16 protein-coding genes are annotated in these 17724 nt (G+C 37.2%); 6 read left to right on the plus strand and 10 right to left on the minus strand.

What is annotated here, in order from left to right; genetic code table 11:
- Positions 1-187: 187 nt before the first annotated feature.
- Complete coding sequence (locus LC419_RS15350; RefSeq protein WP_223608185.1) at positions 188-2032, plus strand: alpha-L-fucosidase; 1845 nt, start codon at positions 188-190, stop codon at positions 2030-2032.
- 75 nt (positions 2033-2107) lie between these two features.
- Here the strand turns inward: LC419_RS15350 and LC419_RS15355 are convergent, their stop codons facing one another.
- From LC419_RS15355 to LC419_RS15395, 9 genes are all read right to left on the minus strand, one after another.
- Complete coding sequence (locus tag LC419_RS15355; RefSeq protein WP_034727888.1) at positions 2108-2524, minus strand: nucleoside-diphosphate kinase; 417 nt, start codon at positions 2522-2524, stop codon at positions 2108-2110.
- 596 nt (positions 2525-3120) lie between these two features.
- Positions 3121-4047: a ribosome small subunit-dependent GTPase A gene (gene rsgA / locus LC419_RS15360; RefSeq protein WP_223608186.1), complete on the minus strand. Its 927-nt coding sequence runs from the start codon at positions 4045-4047 to the stop codon at positions 3121-3123.
- Between the two features lie 173 nt (positions 4048-4220).
- Positions 4221-5300, minus strand: a complete 1080-nt coding sequence (locus tag LC419_RS15365; protein WP_034727513.1) for a chorismate mutase — start codon at positions 5298-5300, stop codon at positions 4221-4223.
- 433 nt (positions 5301-5733) lie between these two features.
- Complete coding sequence (locus LC419_RS15370; protein ID WP_223608187.1) at positions 5734-6312, minus strand: hypothetical protein; 579 nt, start codon at positions 6310-6312, stop codon at positions 5734-5736.
- A 32-nt stretch (positions 6313-6344) separates the two neighbouring features.
- Entirely contained in the window at positions 6345-7430 is a 1086-nt protein-coding gene (dnaX, locus tag LC419_RS15375) for a DNA polymerase III subunit gamma/tau (RefSeq protein WP_034727512.1), read from the minus strand.
- 97 nt (positions 7431-7527) lie between these two features.
- On the minus strand, positions 7528-8169 hold the full coding sequence (locus tag LC419_RS15380) for a TetR/AcrR family transcriptional regulator (protein WP_223608188.1): 642 nt from the start codon (positions 8167-8169) through the stop codon (positions 7528-7530).
- 6 nt (positions 8170-8175) lie between these two features.
- Positions 8176-9432 carry an aminotransferase class I/II-fold pyridoxal phosphate-dependent enzyme gene (locus tag LC419_RS15385; RefSeq protein ID WP_223608189.1) on the minus strand — a complete coding sequence of 419 codons (1257 nt, stop codon included), beginning with the start codon at positions 9430-9432 and terminating at the stop codon, positions 8176-8178.
- Between the two features lie 399 nt (positions 9433-9831).
- The gene (locus tag LC419_RS15390) at positions 9832-10188 is read right to left on the minus strand and encodes an AraC family transcriptional regulator (RefSeq protein WP_223608190.1); all 357 of its coding nucleotides are present in this window, start codon (positions 10186-10188) and stop codon (positions 9832-9834) included.
- A gap of 111 nt (positions 10189-10299) precedes the next feature.
- Complete coding sequence (locus LC419_RS15395) at positions 10300-11043, minus strand: response regulator transcription factor (protein ID WP_223608191.1); 744 nt, start codon at positions 11041-11043, stop codon at positions 10300-10302.
- Between the two features lie 82 nt (positions 11044-11125).
- On the opposite strand from LC419_RS15395, the gene LC419_RS15400 reads away from it, so the two are divergent.
- Both LC419_RS15400 and LC419_RS15405 read left to right on the plus strand, forming a co-directional pair.
- Positions 11126-11773, plus strand: coding sequence for a DUF1349 domain-containing protein (locus LC419_RS15400; protein WP_223608192.1), 648 nt, complete (start codon positions 11126-11128; stop codon positions 11771-11773).
- A gap of 967 nt (positions 11774-12740) precedes the next feature.
- Positions 12741-13352, plus strand: a complete 612-nt coding sequence (locus tag LC419_RS15405) for a response regulator transcription factor (protein ID WP_223608193.1) — start codon at positions 12741-12743, stop codon at positions 13350-13352.
- A gap of 158 nt (positions 13353-13510) precedes the next feature.
- Here the strand turns inward: LC419_RS15405 and LC419_RS15410 are convergent, their stop codons facing one another.
- Positions 13511-14362, minus strand: coding sequence for a hypothetical protein (locus tag LC419_RS15410; protein ID WP_223608194.1), 852 nt, complete (start codon positions 14360-14362; stop codon positions 13511-13513).
- Positions 14363-14602: 240 nt separating this feature from the next.
- Between LC419_RS15410 and LC419_RS15415 the strand changes: the two genes are divergently transcribed.
- From LC419_RS15415 to LC419_RS15425, 3 genes are all read left to right on the plus strand, one after another.
- A complete protein-coding gene (locus LC419_RS15415) occupies positions 14603-15598 on the plus strand; it encodes an AraC family transcriptional regulator (RefSeq protein WP_223608195.1) in 996 nt (331 codons plus the stop codon).
- A 116-nt stretch (positions 15599-15714) separates the two neighbouring features.
- Complete coding sequence (locus LC419_RS15420) at positions 15715-16917, plus strand: MFS transporter (RefSeq protein ID WP_223608196.1); 1203 nt, start codon at positions 15715-15717, stop codon at positions 16915-16917.
- Positions 16918-17121: 204 nt separating this feature from the next.
- Positions 17122-17538: a hypothetical protein gene (locus LC419_RS15425; protein WP_223608197.1), complete on the plus strand. Its 417-nt coding sequence runs from the start codon at positions 17122-17124 to the stop codon at positions 17536-17538.
- The last annotated feature ends 186 nt before the right edge of the window (positions 17539-17724 follow it).

Below are 17724 nucleotides of genomic sequence, written 5' to 3' on the forward strand. Positions count from 1 at the left end.
TATTTTTAATGAAACTTACAATAAGTGTTCCATTTATGATTATGCTAAAAATACAATAATTTCATGTATATTATTTCTAAATTTAAAGTTTAGACTTCATATTTTCATTATTAAAGCTAAGATTCAACTTCATTATCCGAAAATCAGATCTTCTTGTTTATATTTAAGGTTTAAATTAAAAAGGAAAATGAAAAACAGGAGGATCCAGGCCTTTTTCTTAGGATTATTATCTCTATCATGTACCATTCAAGCCCAAACAAAGGCCACAACCGACACAAAAATGGAATGGTTTAAAAATGCCAAACTGGGGATTTTTATCCACTGGGGCATTTATTCTGTGGATGGAATTTCTGAATCATGGTCATTCTTCAATAATTATATCAGTCATGAGAATTACATGAAACAATTGAACGGGTTTTCAGCCTCCCAATACAGCCCTGATAAATGGACAAATTTGATCAAGGAATCCGGTGCGCAATATGCCGTCATCACGACCAAACATCATGATGGCATTGCCCTCTGGAATTCAAAAGCTGAAAAATCAATCACGATCCCTACACATTCCCTTGCAAAAAAGGATGTCCTGACTCCTTTCGTTAATAGTCTTAAAAAATCAGGACTAAAAACCGGACTCTACTTCTCCCTTCCCGACTGGAGCCATCCTTATTATGACATCAACACCCGTACAAAAAAACGGTATGAAATCAAAAATGACCCGAAACGCTGGCAGCAATTTGTTACTTATTACCAGGCACAGCTGGGCGAACTTTCTTCCCGGTACAATCCCGACCTGCTATGGTTTGACGGAGACTGGGAACATTCTCAGGAGGAATGGAAAGCGGCGCAGACCTTAGATCTGTTGAAAAAATACAATCCGGATATTATTGTTAATTCAAGACTTAACAAACACGGCGACTACGACACTCCTGAACAGGGAATTCCCGTTGTAAGCCCGCAACAAAAGTATTGGGAACTCTGCTACACCATGAACGATTCCTGGGGATATCAGCCTGATGATGAAAATTACAAGACACCGAATATGATAGTAAGAACGTTGGCAGATGTTATCAGTATGGGAGGAAATCTGCTTCTTGATATCGGCCCGAAATCTGATGGCACTATTCCGGAAAAACAGACTGAAATCCTTAGAAATCTCGGAAGATGGACCTCAAAAAACAAAACAGCTATCTATGGAACAACCCAAGGACTTCCTTTTGAAAATTTTAAAGGAAAATCTTCTTTTTCAGAAACAGGAAAATCGGTTTTCCTATATCTTGAAGAAGCGAAAGATTTTGTGAAAATATACGGTTTAATCAATAAACCGGATGCTATAAAAATTGTCGGAGATGATCTTGCTAAAGTCAATTTCAGTTTGACTCATGAAAAAACAATGACTATTGACTTTTTTAAGGTAAAATTCGATGAGGATGTCACAACTGTAGAGCTCGTGTTTAAAGAAAAGCCGCTTTTTCTGAAGACCTTTCCGTCAACTCACTATTCCCTTACTGACATTCTTGAGCAAAAAAACACCAAAATGGCAGCTTATGACCTTGTCAATCTTCTGCATGGCGGAAATAACCTCTTGAACGGTTCGGGACTTACCAGCGACGGACAAGATATGCACATTCAAAAAACACCCAAAACGAATCCTGAAACTTTAGAATGGATCAGCAAACATGCCGAAGCATTATATGAAACAGACAAAGGCTTACCGGAAGGATATTATTCAGGAATGAGTGCTCTTTCAAAAGATAAACAGACCATTTATCTCTTTGTTGAAGGAACCCCAACAGGTCCTGTAGCTTTGAAAGGTGTAAAAAATGGCATCGCAAGGATCAGAATTGTGGGCGAAGGATCGATCATTAGTCATAAAACCTATAATAAACTGTACTGGAGTGATACTCCGGGAATCATTTACATAGATGTTCCAAAAAACAGAATTGATAAAAATATGACCGTCATTGCCATACTATTGGATAAACCCTTAAATCTGTACAAGGAGAAGGTCGGGGCTATTGAAAATAATCTATAGTCTATTATTCAGGACATTATGTCATAAAAAAATCCAGAGACAATGCTCTGGATTTATATTTCGAGGTAGTTTTTCTTAGAAAATCTCTCTTCCTGAAAAATGGAATTGAGCCTCGATAAGAGCGTTCTCGTCAGAATCTGAACCGTGAACAGCATTTTCACCGATACTTCTTGCAAACATTTTTCTGATCGTACCTTCCGCTGCTTCTGCAGGGTTTGTAGCACCGATCAATGTTCTGAAGTCTTCTACTGCATTAGCTTTTTCTAAAACAGCTGCCACGATAGGACCAGAACTCATGAATTCTACCAATTCCCCGTAAAATGGTCTTTCAGCGTGAACTTCATAGAATTTTTTAGCGTCAGCTACAGTAAGCTGAGTTAATTTTAAAGCTTTGATCTTAAAACCTCCTTCTGCGATCTTACCTAATATAGCACCGATATGTCCGTCTGCTACTGCATCAGGCTTAATCATAGTGAATGTAATGTTAGACATAAATGTATATTTTTTTAATGCCGCAAAATTACAAAAAATATCTTTGATTTTTATTTTAATTTTTTTTTAACATAAAAATAACTTTTATTAAGAAATGCAGAAAAAACTTTGGCACAGTAATTGTTAATTCTATTACGATTCTCATGTTTAATTTGAGTTTTCATGGTTATTAGTTTTTACCCAGCTTCGGCTGGGTTTTTTATTTGTAAAAATTTAACCATTCCGTTGCGAAAATGGTAATTTTTAAAACCCATTAAAATCATATTAATACATTATTGCTTCTATTTCAATCAATGGAATAAAATTAATTTTTCAATATTTTTTTTGTTCCTTTTCTGTAACACTCCATTAATTCCAAAAACCGGCCATATTTGACAAAATAATCGAGACAAAAAGTGGAGTTATTCTAAAAACGGAAGTCTTTTTCTCCGGGAGAAATTTTGATTTCAAAAAAAATGGAATTTTTTCAGAGCCGTTGCAGAAATAACAGAAGTTGCTAATTGATCTTTTTCATTTCAAGTCATGAAAATTCTCTTAGATTAATTTAATAACCTAAGGCTCGTACAAAATGTCGTCACTGTTAATTGGAAATATTTCTATTTCTGAGCAGCTTCCTCCGCCTCTTCCATCAGCTTGATGTAGTTGGCATAACGGGAATACTGGATTTCACCGGTTTCAAGGGAATCAAGAACGGCGCATTTGGGCTCATTAATATGAAGACAGTTGTGAAACTTACATTCTTCTCTTTTTTTGAAGATCTCAGGGAAATAATGCTGTACTTCTTCTTTCTCGATGTCGATCATGGCAAATTCACGTACCCCCGGTGTATCAATTACGTTACCACCAAAGTCCCAAAAGTGCATCTGAGCAAAAGTTGTGGTATGCTTTCCTTTCAGGTGAGAATCTGAAATTTCAGACGTCTTTAAGTTCAATCCCGGTTGCAATGCATTAACCAGAGTAGATTTTCCACACCCTGAATGTCCGAAGAATACAGAGGTTCTGTCTTTAAGAAGATCCTGAAGCTGATCAAAATTCAGTTTGGAATAAGAGGAGATTTCTAAAGTATCATATCCAATTTCCTGGTAAAGGAATTCAATATCCTTCACAAGTTCTATTTCCTCCTCGTTCAGAACGTCGATCTTATTGAACAGGATTAAAGGGGTAATGTTGTAAGCTTCGCAGCATGCCAGGAATCTGTCAAGGAATCCCAAAGAAGTTTCGGGGTGTTTCAACGTGAAGATGAAACAGGCTAGATCTATATTGGAAGCAATGATATGGGCTTCTTTTGAAAGGTTTACGGATTTTCTGATCAGGTAATTGGTACGCGTCTCTATTTTAGTAATCCACGCAACATCATCCTGTTCCAGCTGAAATTCCACAAAATCTCCTACGGCAAGCGGATTGGTCAGTCTTGTCTTGATGAGTTTGAATTTACCACGGATTCTGGCTTCGAAAATTCTGTCTGTTCCGAATTCCATCACCTGGTACCAGCTGCCTGTAGATTTAATGATTTTTCCTTTCATATGATAATTGGCTGCAAAGATAAGCAATTAGGGCTTAGGGTTCAGGATATAGTTGAAAACAAATTATATAATTTTCCTTTAATCCAGATGCCCTAAGCCCTAATAATATTAGTTTAAAAGACTCTAGACGGTTCCCCAGTCTCTAGTCCTTAATCCCATAATTCTTATCCTATTTATCTTTCGATCATAATACTGTTCTGTACCTCAATAGATTCTTCGTGAATCGCTTTGAATACTTTCTCAATGAACTCCTGAGACATTCCGGTTTCCTTTGCTTTCTGATTAGCGTATTCTGTGATCACTTTCCATCTCTCCGGCTGGAAGATCGCAATGTCATTCTCTTTTTTAAGCTTACCGATTTTTTCAGAGATCTTCATTCTTTGGGAAAGAAGTTCAATCAGCTGGAAGTCAAGATCAGAAATCAGGGTTCTGTGTCTTCCCATTTCGTTATCAAAACCTGCAAGACCTGAATTTCTTACTTTTAAATTACCGATCAGCTGTGCCAATACTTCCGGAGTAATTTGCTGTGAAGCATCGCTCCACGCCTCATCAGGATTACAGTGTGATTCAATGATCGCTCCCTGGTATCCTACGTTAAGTGCTTCCTGCGTAATATCTGCAAGACCCGTTCTGTTTCCGCAGATATGGGAAGGGTCTATCAGCATTGGAATATTGGGAAACTGGCTTTTGAAATCAAGGGCGATCTGCCAGTTCGGGTTGTTTCTGTATTTTGTTTTCTGGTATGTCGAGAATCCTCTGTGAATGACTCCAAGATTTTTGATATCCTGTCCTAAAAGTCTTTCCAAAGCACCGATCCATAAAGCAAGATCCGGATTAACCGGGTTTTTCACAAATACCGGCTTGTCAGTTCCTCTTAAAGCCATAGCAATTTCCTGAACGGTAAATGGGTTTACTGTAGAACGTGCTCCAATCCAAAGAACATCAACATCAGCTTCTAGGGCTGCAAATACGTGGTGGGCGTTGGCTACTTCTGTAGCCGTCTTGAATCCGTATTCTTCCTTTACTTTTTTCAGCCAGTTCAGACCGATTACTCCTACCCCTTCAAAACCGTTCGGCTTGGTGCGGGGCTTCCAGATTCCTGCACGGAAAATAGATACCTGCGCATTGGTTTCTCTTATTCTTCTGGCGGTTTCAAGCATCTGAGCTTCACTTTCCGCACTGCATGGTCCTGCGATCATTAAAGGCTGTGAAAGCTCATTGATCCACTCGTTTTTTACATCTATTAAATTCATATTCTTAAATTTATTGTTTTTATTTTTTTAGATTAACAGCAATAGTCCTTTCATTATAAAATTTACTTTATAATTCTTTTCAAAAAATGCCGTTCAAAATGGTTTAAAGGAATCAGGAAAACAAAAGGACTTTAATTCTCCTGTATTTTTTGGAAAGAAATTCAGTTAGCAGTACCAATAAAATCGATAATACGTTCTGAAATTTCTATAATAGAAAGCAGAAAAACTAAAATAACCGCTAAAGAAATTAGCGGGTGCAAAAGGAGACAGATATGTGTTAAATAATTTTTCCACCTGAATTCTGAAACTTCTGTTCGTTTAGTTTTAAATCTGATTTGTTTTTGTCAAAAAATTATTTTTCACAAAAATCTTTGACAAAGATATAAAAAAACTGATTCTCACAAAAAAAAAAATTGAGATAAATACAAAAAAATTAGGTGAGATCAAACTTCATTAAATCGTCAAGATCCTTTAAAAGCGGGTTTTTTTCAATAAATTTTTCGAAAATTTTTCTTTTGGTCACCACTTCGATCTTGAGACTGTCGAAATCTCTATGGTATTCTACCTCAATAGCATGGTTGTGAACCTTTGTTTTGAAATGGTTAAAGAATTCCCCTGCAATCTTGTCAAATTCCACTTTGGCAGAATCTGAAGGATATAAAACTTTAATGGTATGCTCGCCGGACTTGATCAGCTTAAATGCTTTTACGGCATTAAAAATAAAGCTGTTCCTTTTCTGGAGTTGCTTGAGCATAAGGTTCCATTCCATCTGCAGATCTGTTTCCGTGAAATGGTTCTGGGGAAGGTTTTCGGTTCTTACCGCTACGGTTTCTTCTTTTACTTCTTTCTCTTCTTTATTCAGAAAAGAATTAATGCTGAAGCCTGAAGAGACTCCCTGTCTTGATAAAGGTTTTGTGGTTTTTACGGTATTTTCCTGAACGGGTTCAGGCTGCTTAGCAGGTTTTTCTGCTACGGATTCTTTTTTCTCCGGAGCTTTTTCCGCGATCTTCACTTCCTGTTTCTCACTGAGAAACGGAGCCAGTATTAAGAACTTTTTTTTTTAGTATCGCCTAAATTAGCTGTCAGGGAAGACAGCTGCATCAGTGCAATTTCTACTGTAAGTCTTGGGTTCTTGGAGTTCTTATAATTGATATCCGCATGATTGCAGATCTCGACGGCGTCGATGAGCTGCTGGGCATTCCATTTCTGGCTTTGCTCTACGAATTTCACCTTCGTCCGCTCGCCTACTTCAATAAGTTCTATGGTCCGTGCATTCTGGGCCATCATCAGATCTCTGAAATGATTTCCTAAGCCGGCAATAAAAATATGGGGATCGAAACCTTTTTTTACAATATCATTAAATGCAAAAAGGACTTCGGGTATTTTGTTTTCTTTGGCCAGATCCACTATATTAAGATACTGGTCATAATCCAGGATGTTCAGGACTTCCGCAGCTTTAGCCAGCGTAATGTTTTTCTGGGAAAAGGTGGAAAGCCGGTCGAAAATGGAAAGGGCATCTCTTAAAGCACCGTCAGCTTTCTGGGCAATCAGATAGAGCGCATCATCTTCATACTGGATATTTTCTTTTTGGGCTATATTTCTTAAATGTCCCTGGATATCTTCGATCGTAATCCTTTTGAAGTCATAAATCTGGCAACGCGATAAAATAGTCGGTATTATTTTGTGCTTCTCTGTAGTCGCCAAAATAAAAATAGCGTGCGCCGGCGGTTCTTCAAGTGTTTTAAGAAAAGCATTGAAGGCCGCAGAAGACAGCATGTGCACCTCATCGATAATATAGACTTTATATTTACCTACCTGAGGCGCAAAGCGGACCTGATCTATCAGTTCTCTGATATCATCCACGGAATTGTTAGACGCCGCATCGAGTTCATAGATGTTATAGGCGAAGCCGTCTTCTGAAACAGAACCATCCTTTTCATTGATTTTCCTTGCCAAAATTCTGGCACATGTAGTTTTACCCACTCCCCTTGGACCGCAGAAAAGTAAGGCCTGCGCCAGCTGATTTTCTCCAATAGCGTGTTCCAGCGTATCTGTAATATGAGACTGCCCTACTACAGTGTCAAACTGTTGGGGGCGATATTTTCTTGCAGATACGATAAAATTTTCCATTGGTCAAAAATAAGAAATATAGTTTTAATCTGAAAATTAAAAGTTTTCAAATATCAACAAAAACTGATTTTCGGTAAGATTGGAAAACTTTTAATCATTATTCTTTTGCTTTTTTCGTTTCGTAGTAATGTTCTATAATCTCAACGATTACTTTCTCTACTTCGGTTCTTCCTTCATCAGTTCTCATATCAATACCACAGAATTCTGTTCCGTTGTATGCAGGAAACAAGTTCAGATAATAAACTCCTGCCGCTATTAAAGCTAGCATAGCTCTTACGTTTGTAGCGTTTTCCCCGAAATAAGGATCAGTAACATTTTCAAATAGGTTGGCCGCTACATCTTCTCTTTGCTTTAGTATGTTTTTAAGTATCGGCTTGCTTTCGGAAAGTTCCCAAAGAATAATTTTCTGCAGTTCTTTATTTTTTTTCAGGCTTTCAAATTGCATGAGAATTCCCTGAATTAAGACTTCCTTACCTTTTCCAACCTGTACTTCTTCCTCAATATCCGGGCTGAATTTGGTCCAGTAATCCTGGGATTTTATATATTCGTCAATAAGCTTATCTGTACTTCCAAAGTACTCATAGATAAGCTTTTTGTCGAAACCGGCTACCGCTGCGATCTTACTTACTTTCAGACCTGAGTATCCTTTTACTCTTAAAATTTTACCAACTGCTGCGAGCAGTTTCTGCTTTGTTTTTTCTTTGTCCCTAATGGGGCCTTGCACTACTTTTCTGGGCATAATTTATTATTTTTTTGCAATATGCAATTTTTTATTAATATCATCAAAAACATTCAGTGTTTTGTCTAGATGTTCTTTTTCGTGTCGCGCTGTTACCGTCATCCTGATACGCGCATCTTTTCTAGGTACGGCAGGATACATAATGGGGTTTGTATAAACTCCTTCTTCAAGCAATATTCTCCCAATATCCCACATTTTACTCTGATCTCCGATTTTTACGGGAATAATAGCTGAGCAGGTAATACCGGTATCTAAACCAAGGTCATTAAGCCCTGTTTTAAAATAATTGATATTGTCCCATAGTTTATCTTTCCAGAATGGTTCTTCATCAATCAAATCAATTGCTTTTAAAATTCCAAAGGAAGAAGGGGGTGCTGTTACTGAGAAAATATGCTGTCTGGACTGGAACTTAAGGAATGATGCTATTTTTTTATTAGCGATCACATATCCTCCCAAGTTACCAAAAGTCTTGCTACATGTTCCTGTTATAAAATCTACCTTATCCAATAAACCATCGTCTTCAAGGGCACCTCTTCCGGTTTTCCCCATCACTCCTACACCATGTGCATCATCTACCATGAGATAAGCATTGTATTTTTTTACAAGATCATATATTTCTTTAGCTCGTGAAGTGTCCCCTTCCTGAGAGTAAACTCCATCTAAGATAACTAGCTTCGTACGGTACGTATTCTCACATACCTTCAAAACGTGTTCCAAAGCTTCCAAATTATTGTGAGGAAATGTTTTTTTATTTGTAAAAGCACATCCTTCGTGTACACTCGCATGTACTCCCATGTCCAAAATAGCGATATCTTCTTTCTGCATTAATATCTGTAAAGTGGCGCTATTAGCGGCATATCCGGTTGTAAATAATATCACCTCTTCCTCATCTCTTCCAAAGAAATCAGCAATCTTTTTTTCTATCGCATTATGATAATCAAAATACCCACCGATCAGGGGAGATGCTCCTGTTCCTGTTCCATATTTTTCAATTCCTTCAATGGCAGCCTCTTTTACTTTCGGATGCTGTGTAAATCCTAAATAATCACTGGAGACAAAACTTACATAGTTTTTATTTTGGTTGGCAATATCTATATTTAATGTTGCATTGCTGCCTGAAGTATTTTTCAGTCTGTAATTCATATGTCCTCTGGACTTCATATGGTCCAGGAATTCATAAAAATAATTCGCTCTTTGGGCAATATCATAATCTGATATATTCTCAAAATCTTTAAAAGTTGCTGTTTCAAAATCGATACTCATCCTTAATGTTGTTAGTGTTAGTGTTAGTTGTTTGTATATATGTTAGTTGTTTGAAGAAACAAATATATGATTATTTAAAGCTTGTAAAATCTATCCATTATATTAAATATTACACATTATATAAGACGTTTTACTTTATGATCTGATAATCAAATCACTTTGCTTATCCATATATCTATGAGTGTTTCAAGGCTTAGTTATTTTTTTAATGAATCTAAATTTAACAAAAAAAACACAACAATAAATCACTATTTGCAAATAAATCACAAAAAAAAGACAAATATTTTCACAATTGTCTCATTACTAAAATATTATTTTTACAATTTAATTTACGGATGTTAAAATTTCTTAAATCAACGAGCTTTAAAAAGACATTTTTCCTCTTTTTGTGACTTTTTATCATCCCAGTTTGCTGTTCTTTCGGAATGCTCCGGGGGTGATGCCCGTCATCTTTTTAAAAAACTTGGAGAAGTTGGACGGATCATAGGTAAGTACTCTTGCAATTTCTGCAATTGAATGATCTGACTCTGTAATCATCACTTTAGCTTCATGAATAATCTTTTCATCATAAAAGTAACATGGGTGCTGACCCTTTTCTTTTTTTACGGTATCCGTAAGGTGTTGATGAGAAACAGCAAGGTGTCCGGCAATCTCATTGAGTTCCATAAATTCGGGAACCGATCCGGAAAGTACGTCCTGAATATGTTTATCCAGAAAAGCAAAATACTGCATAGTAATCTCTTCGCTTCTTTTCATCTCATTATCATCATTGGTTTATAGTAAAATTTTAATCTATAAAGTTAAAGATAAGAATAAAAAAAGCATGGTGAACTTTTCGGATATGAAAGAAAAAGCGAGGCTTAGTTTCTAATAAAAGCTGTCTTTAAAGGCTTGGACGGAATTTTTCACATTCAGCTTTTCAAGGATGTTCTGGCGGTGTCTGCTTACCGTGTTGACGCTTATCGACAGGAATTCTGCAATTTCCTTACTCGCATAGCCCTCCCCTACATATTTTAAGATTTCGAGTTCTCTTTTCGAAAGAATGCTCTGATAATCCAGCTTGTCTTTTACCATCACTTCTCCTTTGATGGTATTAATGATCATAAAATCGGAAATCAGGGGCTGTGTCTGAACCAACGCAGTATGATAAAGACAAAGCGCAAATCTAAGCTTCCTGTTGTGCGGTGAGTAGATGTAGAACATGCGATGTTTTACCAGCCTGTACTCATCATTTTTATCTTTCATCCTGATCTTTGAAAGCACACAATAGTCTGCCCGAAGTTCTGTAGCCAGAGAATCCATCAGTTCGTAAAATCTCAGCTCGTGGATGTATTTTTTAAGCCGGTCTTCCGGATGGATTTTCTTAATAATCTCTTCTTCCCAAATTGAATTGATTTCTAAAGGATTTTCTTCCATACTTAACCCCAGCTCCAGCGCTACCTTCGATTTATATACATAACTTTTATCCGCCTGCATATCGCTTAAAACCGACACGGCCCCTTCCATCTGCGCGTACATCAATGCTCTCTGCTTATATACTTCTATATCAAGCTGGCATTTCCCGGTTGTTTTATCAAGAAGCCGGCTGTTCAGTTTATCTATGATCTCCATAAATGGTTATTTATCAGTATTGGCAGAATATGGGTTTAATTTTACTTTTGCTAAAGTAATAATTTACGACCAGCTAAAGAGAATGAAGAAAATTGTTTTAAGTTTTTGTACTGTTTTATTGGTCCAGGCGGCCTTTGCACAGACATTGGAAAAGATGAACTGGTTCAATGAACCTGAAAAATGGGAAATCAAAAACAACAGTTTAATGATGTCTGTTACTCCACAAAGTGATTACTGGAGAATTTCCCACTACGGATTCACTGTAGATGACGCCCCTTTTTATTATACGACTTACGGAGGAGAATTTGAAGCCAAAGTAAAGATCAGCGGCAACTACAAAGCCAGGTTTGACCAGATGGGACTGATGCTGAGAACAGATGAAAAAAACTACATCAAAGCCGGAATCGAATTCGTAGATGGAAAATACAATTTCAGTACCGTAGTTACCCACGGAACCAGCGACTGGAGCGTCATTACATTAGACAAGATCCCGTCTGCAGTCTGGATCAAAGCTGTACGAAGGCTTGATGCCGTGGAAGTATTCTATTCTTTTGATGACAAAAACTATACGATGATGCGCAATGCCTATCTTCAGGACAACACTCCTGTGATGGTAGGTTTAATGGCAGCATGTCCGGACGGAAACGGCTTTACAGCAGTTTTTGAAGGTTTCAAAGTAAAACACCTTCCCGACCAACGCAGGCTGAAATGGCTTGAAAACAATCAATAGCGATTGAATCTTTATTCAATATACAGTCAATTTTTATTCACCTCCCCTTTTCGGGAGGTTTTTGTTTTTTCAACCTAATGCGATGACAAAAAAATCCGGGACACTGAAAAAGCATTCCGGACTGATTAGAATATAAAAAAGGTATGTATAAAGCTCAAGCTAAAAAATCACATGCAGTTTTGAAACAACTGGTCTTCCTTTGATATAAAAGGCTGAAATCGCATGAGGGAACAATTCATTCAGCCAATGCATCTGTGCTTTTAGAATTCATTTGTATGATCATTTAAATTCAGCAGAAATCCAAGTTCGGGAACTTTTAAAGCTGCAGCCCAAAGATAAAGTCCCTCAATGTATTACTAAAATAAAATCTGTAGAATAATATTTCACCATTTGTAGAAAAATACCTACATCCCTATAGTAATACGACCCTTATTTTATCAGATAAAATCCACATCAAATATCTTTTATTATGATAATTAATGCGTATAAAATCACTATTTTTACACCCTGATCCAAATCTGTTTAATTACAAAACACAAAACGTAGAAATATTTAATGAAAAAAAATTATATTCAGCTATTCCCAACTCTTAAAAAAACTTCGACTTGTACAATGACTATTACTAATATATTTTCGCATTAATCACGCGGAAAAACATAGATCATTTATGCAATTATGAAGGATTGGACATCGTTTTCTGTACTATTGTTTTCAAACATATGCAGACAGCGTCATATTTCCACGGAATACAGTAATGACAACGGACTTTTACCAAAGAGGGTAAAATCCATTGTCACGAGGCGGTATGGTCTTATCCCGGGTTCCACCGAAACGGAAACCGGAGGATGTAACCTATCTCCCTTTTTCACGCTCAAAAACCATCAAAAACTAATTATAACCGCCGATACTTCAGACTTACCATCCCTCTGGAACTATCGTTGAATTACTCTTATTAAAGCCAATTTTTATGAACGAACGAATCTTAATCGCTGATGATCACTATGTAGTAAGAGCAGGAACTGCTTTAGTGTTAGAGTCCGCTTATCCACAGCTCAAAATAGATTTTGCAGAAAACTATGAACAGGTGCAGAAACATCTCTCTGACCGGCATTATGATCTGCTTCTTCTGGATATTGATATGCCCGGAACTCAGTATAAAAAAATGATTCCTGAACTTAAAAGCATTCAGGACAACCTGAAGATCCTTATATTTTCAGGGCATGACAAAGACGTTGCTATACAATATATTCGCGAAGGTGCTGAAGGCTACCTCAGCAAACAGAGCAGTGAGGAAGAAATCAGAGAAGCTGTAAAATCTGTTATCGAGAAGGGCTATTATTACCCCGGTGAGCTGATCGGGCTTATTATCCAGAATAAAAAGAGCAACCCCGCAGAAAAACTATCATCCCGTGAATATGAGATCTTTAAACTGCTGGCCAGTGGCAATGGAAACCTCGAAATCGGAAATAAGCTGGATATTCAGATGTCTACCGTAAGCACTTACAAAAAAAGGATATTTCAAAAATTGAATATCAGCAATATTGCAGAGCTGATCAAGGTACATGAAATGATGCATTAGCTAAAAAAATTGGGACCGGCAAGTCTCATTGAAAATCCGGTCCCGGTACAAAAACAATTTACTGATCTGACTTTTCCGTCAGTTTCAGAATATTTTTACATCTATTTTTCTATCGTTAGTGTAAGCGTGTGTTTTTAGAATCGGACGTGCAGGTATCATTAGTAGAGTCTCTGAACTGATAGAAATAATTCTCTGGTATTGTCCGCTGTACTTGGATCTGTAGTGGTTGCATTACTAGATCCCGCCGTAGATTTATTATCCACACGGAATGCATAATATACTCTGTACCATCTTGGTTCCGGCTCCTGTATGGTAATATCAAAGGTGACCGTCTCATTTTGTGTCTGTGTAAGATAAACCCCATCATCGAACTGCCTGAAATCACCAGGTGAAAGTTTGATATTTCCATTATCCGAATCTCCGGTATGGGTAGACATCTCGGAAACCCATATTTTTATATCCGACGTACTTACATTATAAAGACGCGGATTAAATGTAGTTGCAGCACCTGTTCCAGCTGAACTTCTGTCATACTGCGCATCCAGCCTTAATACACCTCCCAGGACCGGCAGATCAGAAAGATAAGTACTGGCCAGAATATTGGTCCCTGAAGTGGATGCCGGGATACTGCCATGATAATATACCAGCTCTCCCACTACAATATCATTATCATTACTTCCTCCAAAAGCAAATTTCCAGGTTTCCCCATTGAACATATAATATCCGGGTTTATCCACTTTTGCTGTTTTTACAGAAGCACTCGTTACAGCCTGAGTCACATAGACCAATGCTCCGGTCTGATCTGCAAGATATGCATCATCTTTAGCCTTAAGCTGATTTCCGGTCATTCTGGGAGCAATTACTCCATCTGCGACATTGGTTACATCAGGTTTTCCTGCTACATGAAGTGTGGCCTTAGGATATTCCGTATTGATACCAACTTGAGCCAGTGCGTTACTGGAAATAAGAGTCATAGTCAGGCTGCAAAGAGATAATTTAATTTTCTTCATTTTTGATTATATTTGTTTTATATTTATAGGAAAAGACCATTTCAGATCATTATTCTACCAGATACAGAGTGGACCGTAACTGACTGTTTTGACCATTGATCTGACTGCAAAGTTATCTGCTTGGATAAATCAATTTTATTGATAAGCAATGAAAAACCGGAAACGGTTTAAAAAACACAAAAACCTAAAAAACAAATACTTAAGTCAGTCATTTCCTGATATTGACTGCTCATGTAAATATTGAAACGAAATCTAATTATTTTCAAAGCACAAATGACAACTTCTGATAACACAAAGGCAGAAATAATTGACCACTACAAAAGACAACTGATCCATTACTATGTCATCTTAATGGCCATCATTCTTTCTGTATTTGCACTTATTTTTACGTTTATCATTCCCGACAAAATCATGTCCTGGTATCTTTATGGCGGATTCCTTTTCATGATATACACCTATATTATAATCCGTAAAAATTATTCCGTGGAGGTATTGATTCATACCTATATGATAGTTGCTTCTTTTTACAATTTTTATATTATGCTGGCTTTCTGGAACAATTCTGTGGCAAGCTTTGTCTGGCTGATTCCTATTCTCCTGGGAGCCTATGTTTTTCTCGCCAGAAAGTATGTTTTTATCTATTTCATTTTTATCCTTTTCAATATCATTCTAGGTTATCTGGTCTCTAAAAATTTTGATTTAAATTTTCCGAAACACAGTCCCGAAGATGTAAAAATGACCGACACTGTTCTGGTGATTTCTAATGTAGCCGTCATAGCCCTTCTGCTCTACTTCAAAGACAAAATCAGGCGCGTGGAAATCTACAGTGAAATTGAGGAAAAGCTGGAGACAAAGCTTAAAACGGCAATACCTCATTTAGAAAAAGACAGTTTTTCAAAAGACCTTTTTGAGAAAATTGAACACATTATGAAAGAGAAGCATCTGTATAAGGATGTGAGTTTCAATATTTCCAGATTATCGACAGAAATGGGCGTGAACAGCAGTTATATTTCCAGATCCATCCGGTATAAAGGTTTTCCTCATTTCAATAATTATCTTAATCTGTACAGAGTCAATTGTGTCAAAAAGCTTTTACAGGAAAATGATCTTGAACGCGTGACTTTAATGTACATCTATACGGAAGCAGGATTTTCAAACCAGTCCACTTTCAACCGGGTTTTTAAACAGATCGAAGGATACACCCCTTCCGAATACATCAGCAGAATGCAGCAATGATCGGTTTTACCAATAAACCTAATTGAATAAAGCGTTTTCAGGATTGAAAAAATATCATGAACTTTACGGAACATTAATTTCTATAAAAACCAAAGCGTTTTTAATCATACAAACTCATGAATCTATCTGAAAAAGCGGAAAAAGGAAGCCAGCGTTTCCGGTATATCAAACTTTGTATTTTCTTTTCGGGACTTTCCGTATTTGCACAGCTTTATCTTTTTCAGCCGATGCTTCCCACCGTCTCAGAATATTTCAAAACAACGGCAGGTGACAGTTCACTTCTGGTATCTTCTTCTACGATAGGAATGGCCATAGGCTTGCTGTTCTTCGCTTTTAAGGCAGACAGTTACTCGAGAAAAAAGCTGATGACCTTTTCACTGGTTTCATCTGCCCTGCTTACTATTATCTCAGCATGGATGCCAAGTCTCATTCTGCTGATTGCAACCGGTGTTTTAAAAGGTTTTGTCGTATCCGGAATTTCAGCGGTGGCACTCGCCTATCTGACTGAAGAAGTCCATATTTCTGTCGTTGGTCTTGCCATCAGCATGTATCTCAGCGGAAATACCATAGGCGGTATGAGCGGAAGGATACTGGCAACGATCTTAGCCGGAGAATTCGGTTGGCGGAATGCTGTTCTGATTATAGGAATAGAAAGCCTGATATTGGGACTGGTCTTCTGGAAGCTATTTCCAGAATCTAAATTCTTTAATCCCCAGAAAACAGATTACTCTCTCAAAGTCAAACAGATGAGAAAATTTTTGACAGATTCTTATATGCTGCGTTTATACTGTATCGCTGCTTTGCTGATGGGGACTTTTGTGAGTGTTTACAATTATCTAACTTTCAGACTGGAAGATCAGCCTTTTTCTTTGAGCCATTTTGTGATTGCCTTTATATTTTTAATGTATATTTTCGGCGTCTTCGGTACGATGATCACAAGCAGACTTTCAAAAAGATTCAGTCGTAATCTCATTCTGAAAGGTTCGGTTCTGTTTATGTTCGCAGGCACTTTACTTTTGTTTTCGGAGAATATTTATGTCGTAATTTTTGGTCTTGGGCTGTTTACACTGGCTTTTTTCGCAGCTCATACTATGGCCAGCCAGATGACTGCACTTCATGCCAAACACGGAAAATCTTCAGCAACCTCTATTTACTGGCTGTTTTACTATTTCGGATCCAGTATTCTGGGAAGTGGTACAGGGTATATTCTCCATGCCTTTTCCTGGACATTTTTTATTGTGGTTCTTCTATTTTCGGTAGGAATTTCATTTGTACTGGCGGCGAGAAACAGAGATTTGGGAGCAGTTAAGGTTCATTAACAAAGATTACATACCACACAACTACCACATTTTATTTCCTAATTTCCTTTAATTTTAAGAAAAAACAGTATTATTTTAACATATAATTAATTATTTATAGAAAAAATTAACAAAACATTCAAGAACACAAGCATTTTACTCTAATGCAGGGCATAATATTTGCAAGTACTTAAGGACCATACACCTTTCTAAACTCACAATATTATGAACGCAGCAGATCTTAAAATTAAAAACTTAGTTGAATACAAAAACCAGACGTACACGATCACTGAAATCTTTCATGGCAGAAACCATGATTATTTTGTAAAAATCGAGAATGACATTCACAGTATTTCAGTTCCAGCAGATGCTATAACGCCTATTCAGATAACGGAAGAATGGCTTGAAAAATTTGGCTTCTTACGGACGTACAGCTCGGAGCAGAGAATCCGTTATGAAAGACCGGAAGCGTTTATCAAATATGACATTGATTTAAGTTCAAAAAAAATCTTGGAAGGTCTGAAAATATATGGGAATTCCATCAGATGCGGGTATATCCACGAGTTTCAGAATATTTTTTCGTGTCTATTCGGAAAGGAGCCTGCGACATCCAGTTTCGGACTGTTGAAGGCTGAATCTTAGTTTATCATGTTTATTATAAAGAAACCGTTGCATTTTGTGCAACGGTTTTGTTTTTTGTTACTAAGTAGTATTTTTTATTGCAAAGATTGATTTTGATACCGGGATACAAGGAGGAAATCAATTGCATTGATTGGATGAAGCGAGCGTTTTACCGAAAATTTGACTAGGCGCTCTCCAGTACTTTTG

This window comes from Chryseobacterium sp. OSA05B (assembly GCF_019970065.1).
Lineage (GTDB): Bacteria > Bacteroidota > Bacteroidia > Flavobacteriales > Weeksellaceae > Chryseobacterium.

Bases quoted from the DNA above. Each gene is read 5' to 3' on its own strand.
- LC419_RS15380 (WP_223608188.1), bottom strand. From the start codon at position 8,169: ATGCCCAGAAAAGTAGTGCAAGGCCCCATTAGGGACAAAGAAAAAACA.
- LC419_RS15365 (WP_034727513.1), bottom strand. From the start codon at position 5,300: ATGAATTTAATAGATGTAAAAAACGAGTGGATCAATGAGCTTTCACAG.
- LC419_RS15355 (WP_034727888.1), bottom strand. From the start codon at position 2,524: ATGTCTAACATTACATTCACTATGATTAAGCCTGATGCAGTAGCAGAC.
- LC419_RS15350 (WP_223608185.1), top strand. From the start codon at position 188: ATGAAAAACAGGAGGATCCAGGCCTTTTTCTTAGGATTATTATCTCTA.
- LC419_RS15385 (WP_223608189.1), bottom strand. From the start codon at position 9,432: ATGAGTATCGATTTTGAAACAGCAACTTTTAAAGATTTTGAGAATATA.
- LC419_RS15395 (WP_223608191.1), bottom strand. From the start codon at position 11,043: ATGGAGATCATAGATAAACTGAACAGCCGGCTTCTTGATAAAACAACC.
- LC419_RS15390 (WP_223608190.1), bottom strand. From the start codon at position 10,188: ATGAAAAGAAGCGAAGAGATTACTATGCAGTATTTTGCTTTTCTGGAT.
- rsgA (WP_223608186.1), bottom strand. From the start codon at position 4,047: ATGAAAGGAAAAATCATTAAATCTACAGGCAGCTGGTACCAGGTGATG.
- LC419_RS15420 (WP_223608196.1), top strand. From the start codon at position 15,715: ATGAATCTATCTGAAAAAGCGGAAAAAGGAAGCCAGCGTTTCCGGTAT.
- LC419_RS15405 (WP_223608193.1), top strand. From the start codon at position 12,741: ATGAACGAACGAATCTTAATCGCTGATGATCACTATGTAGTAAGAGCA.
- LC419_RS15400 (WP_223608192.1), top strand. From the start codon at position 11,126: ATGAAGAAAATTGTTTTAAGTTTTTGTACTGTTTTATTGGTCCAGGCG.
- LC419_RS15410 (WP_223608194.1), bottom strand. From the start codon at position 14,362: ATGAAGAAAATTAAATTATCTCTTTGCAGCCTGACTATGACTCTTATT.
- LC419_RS15425 (WP_223608197.1), top strand. From the start codon at position 17,122: ATGAACGCAGCAGATCTTAAAATTAAAAACTTAGTTGAATACAAAAAC.
- dnaX (WP_034727512.1), bottom strand. From the start codon at position 7,430: ATGGAAAATTTTATCGTATCTGCAAGAAAATATCGCCCCCAACAGTTT.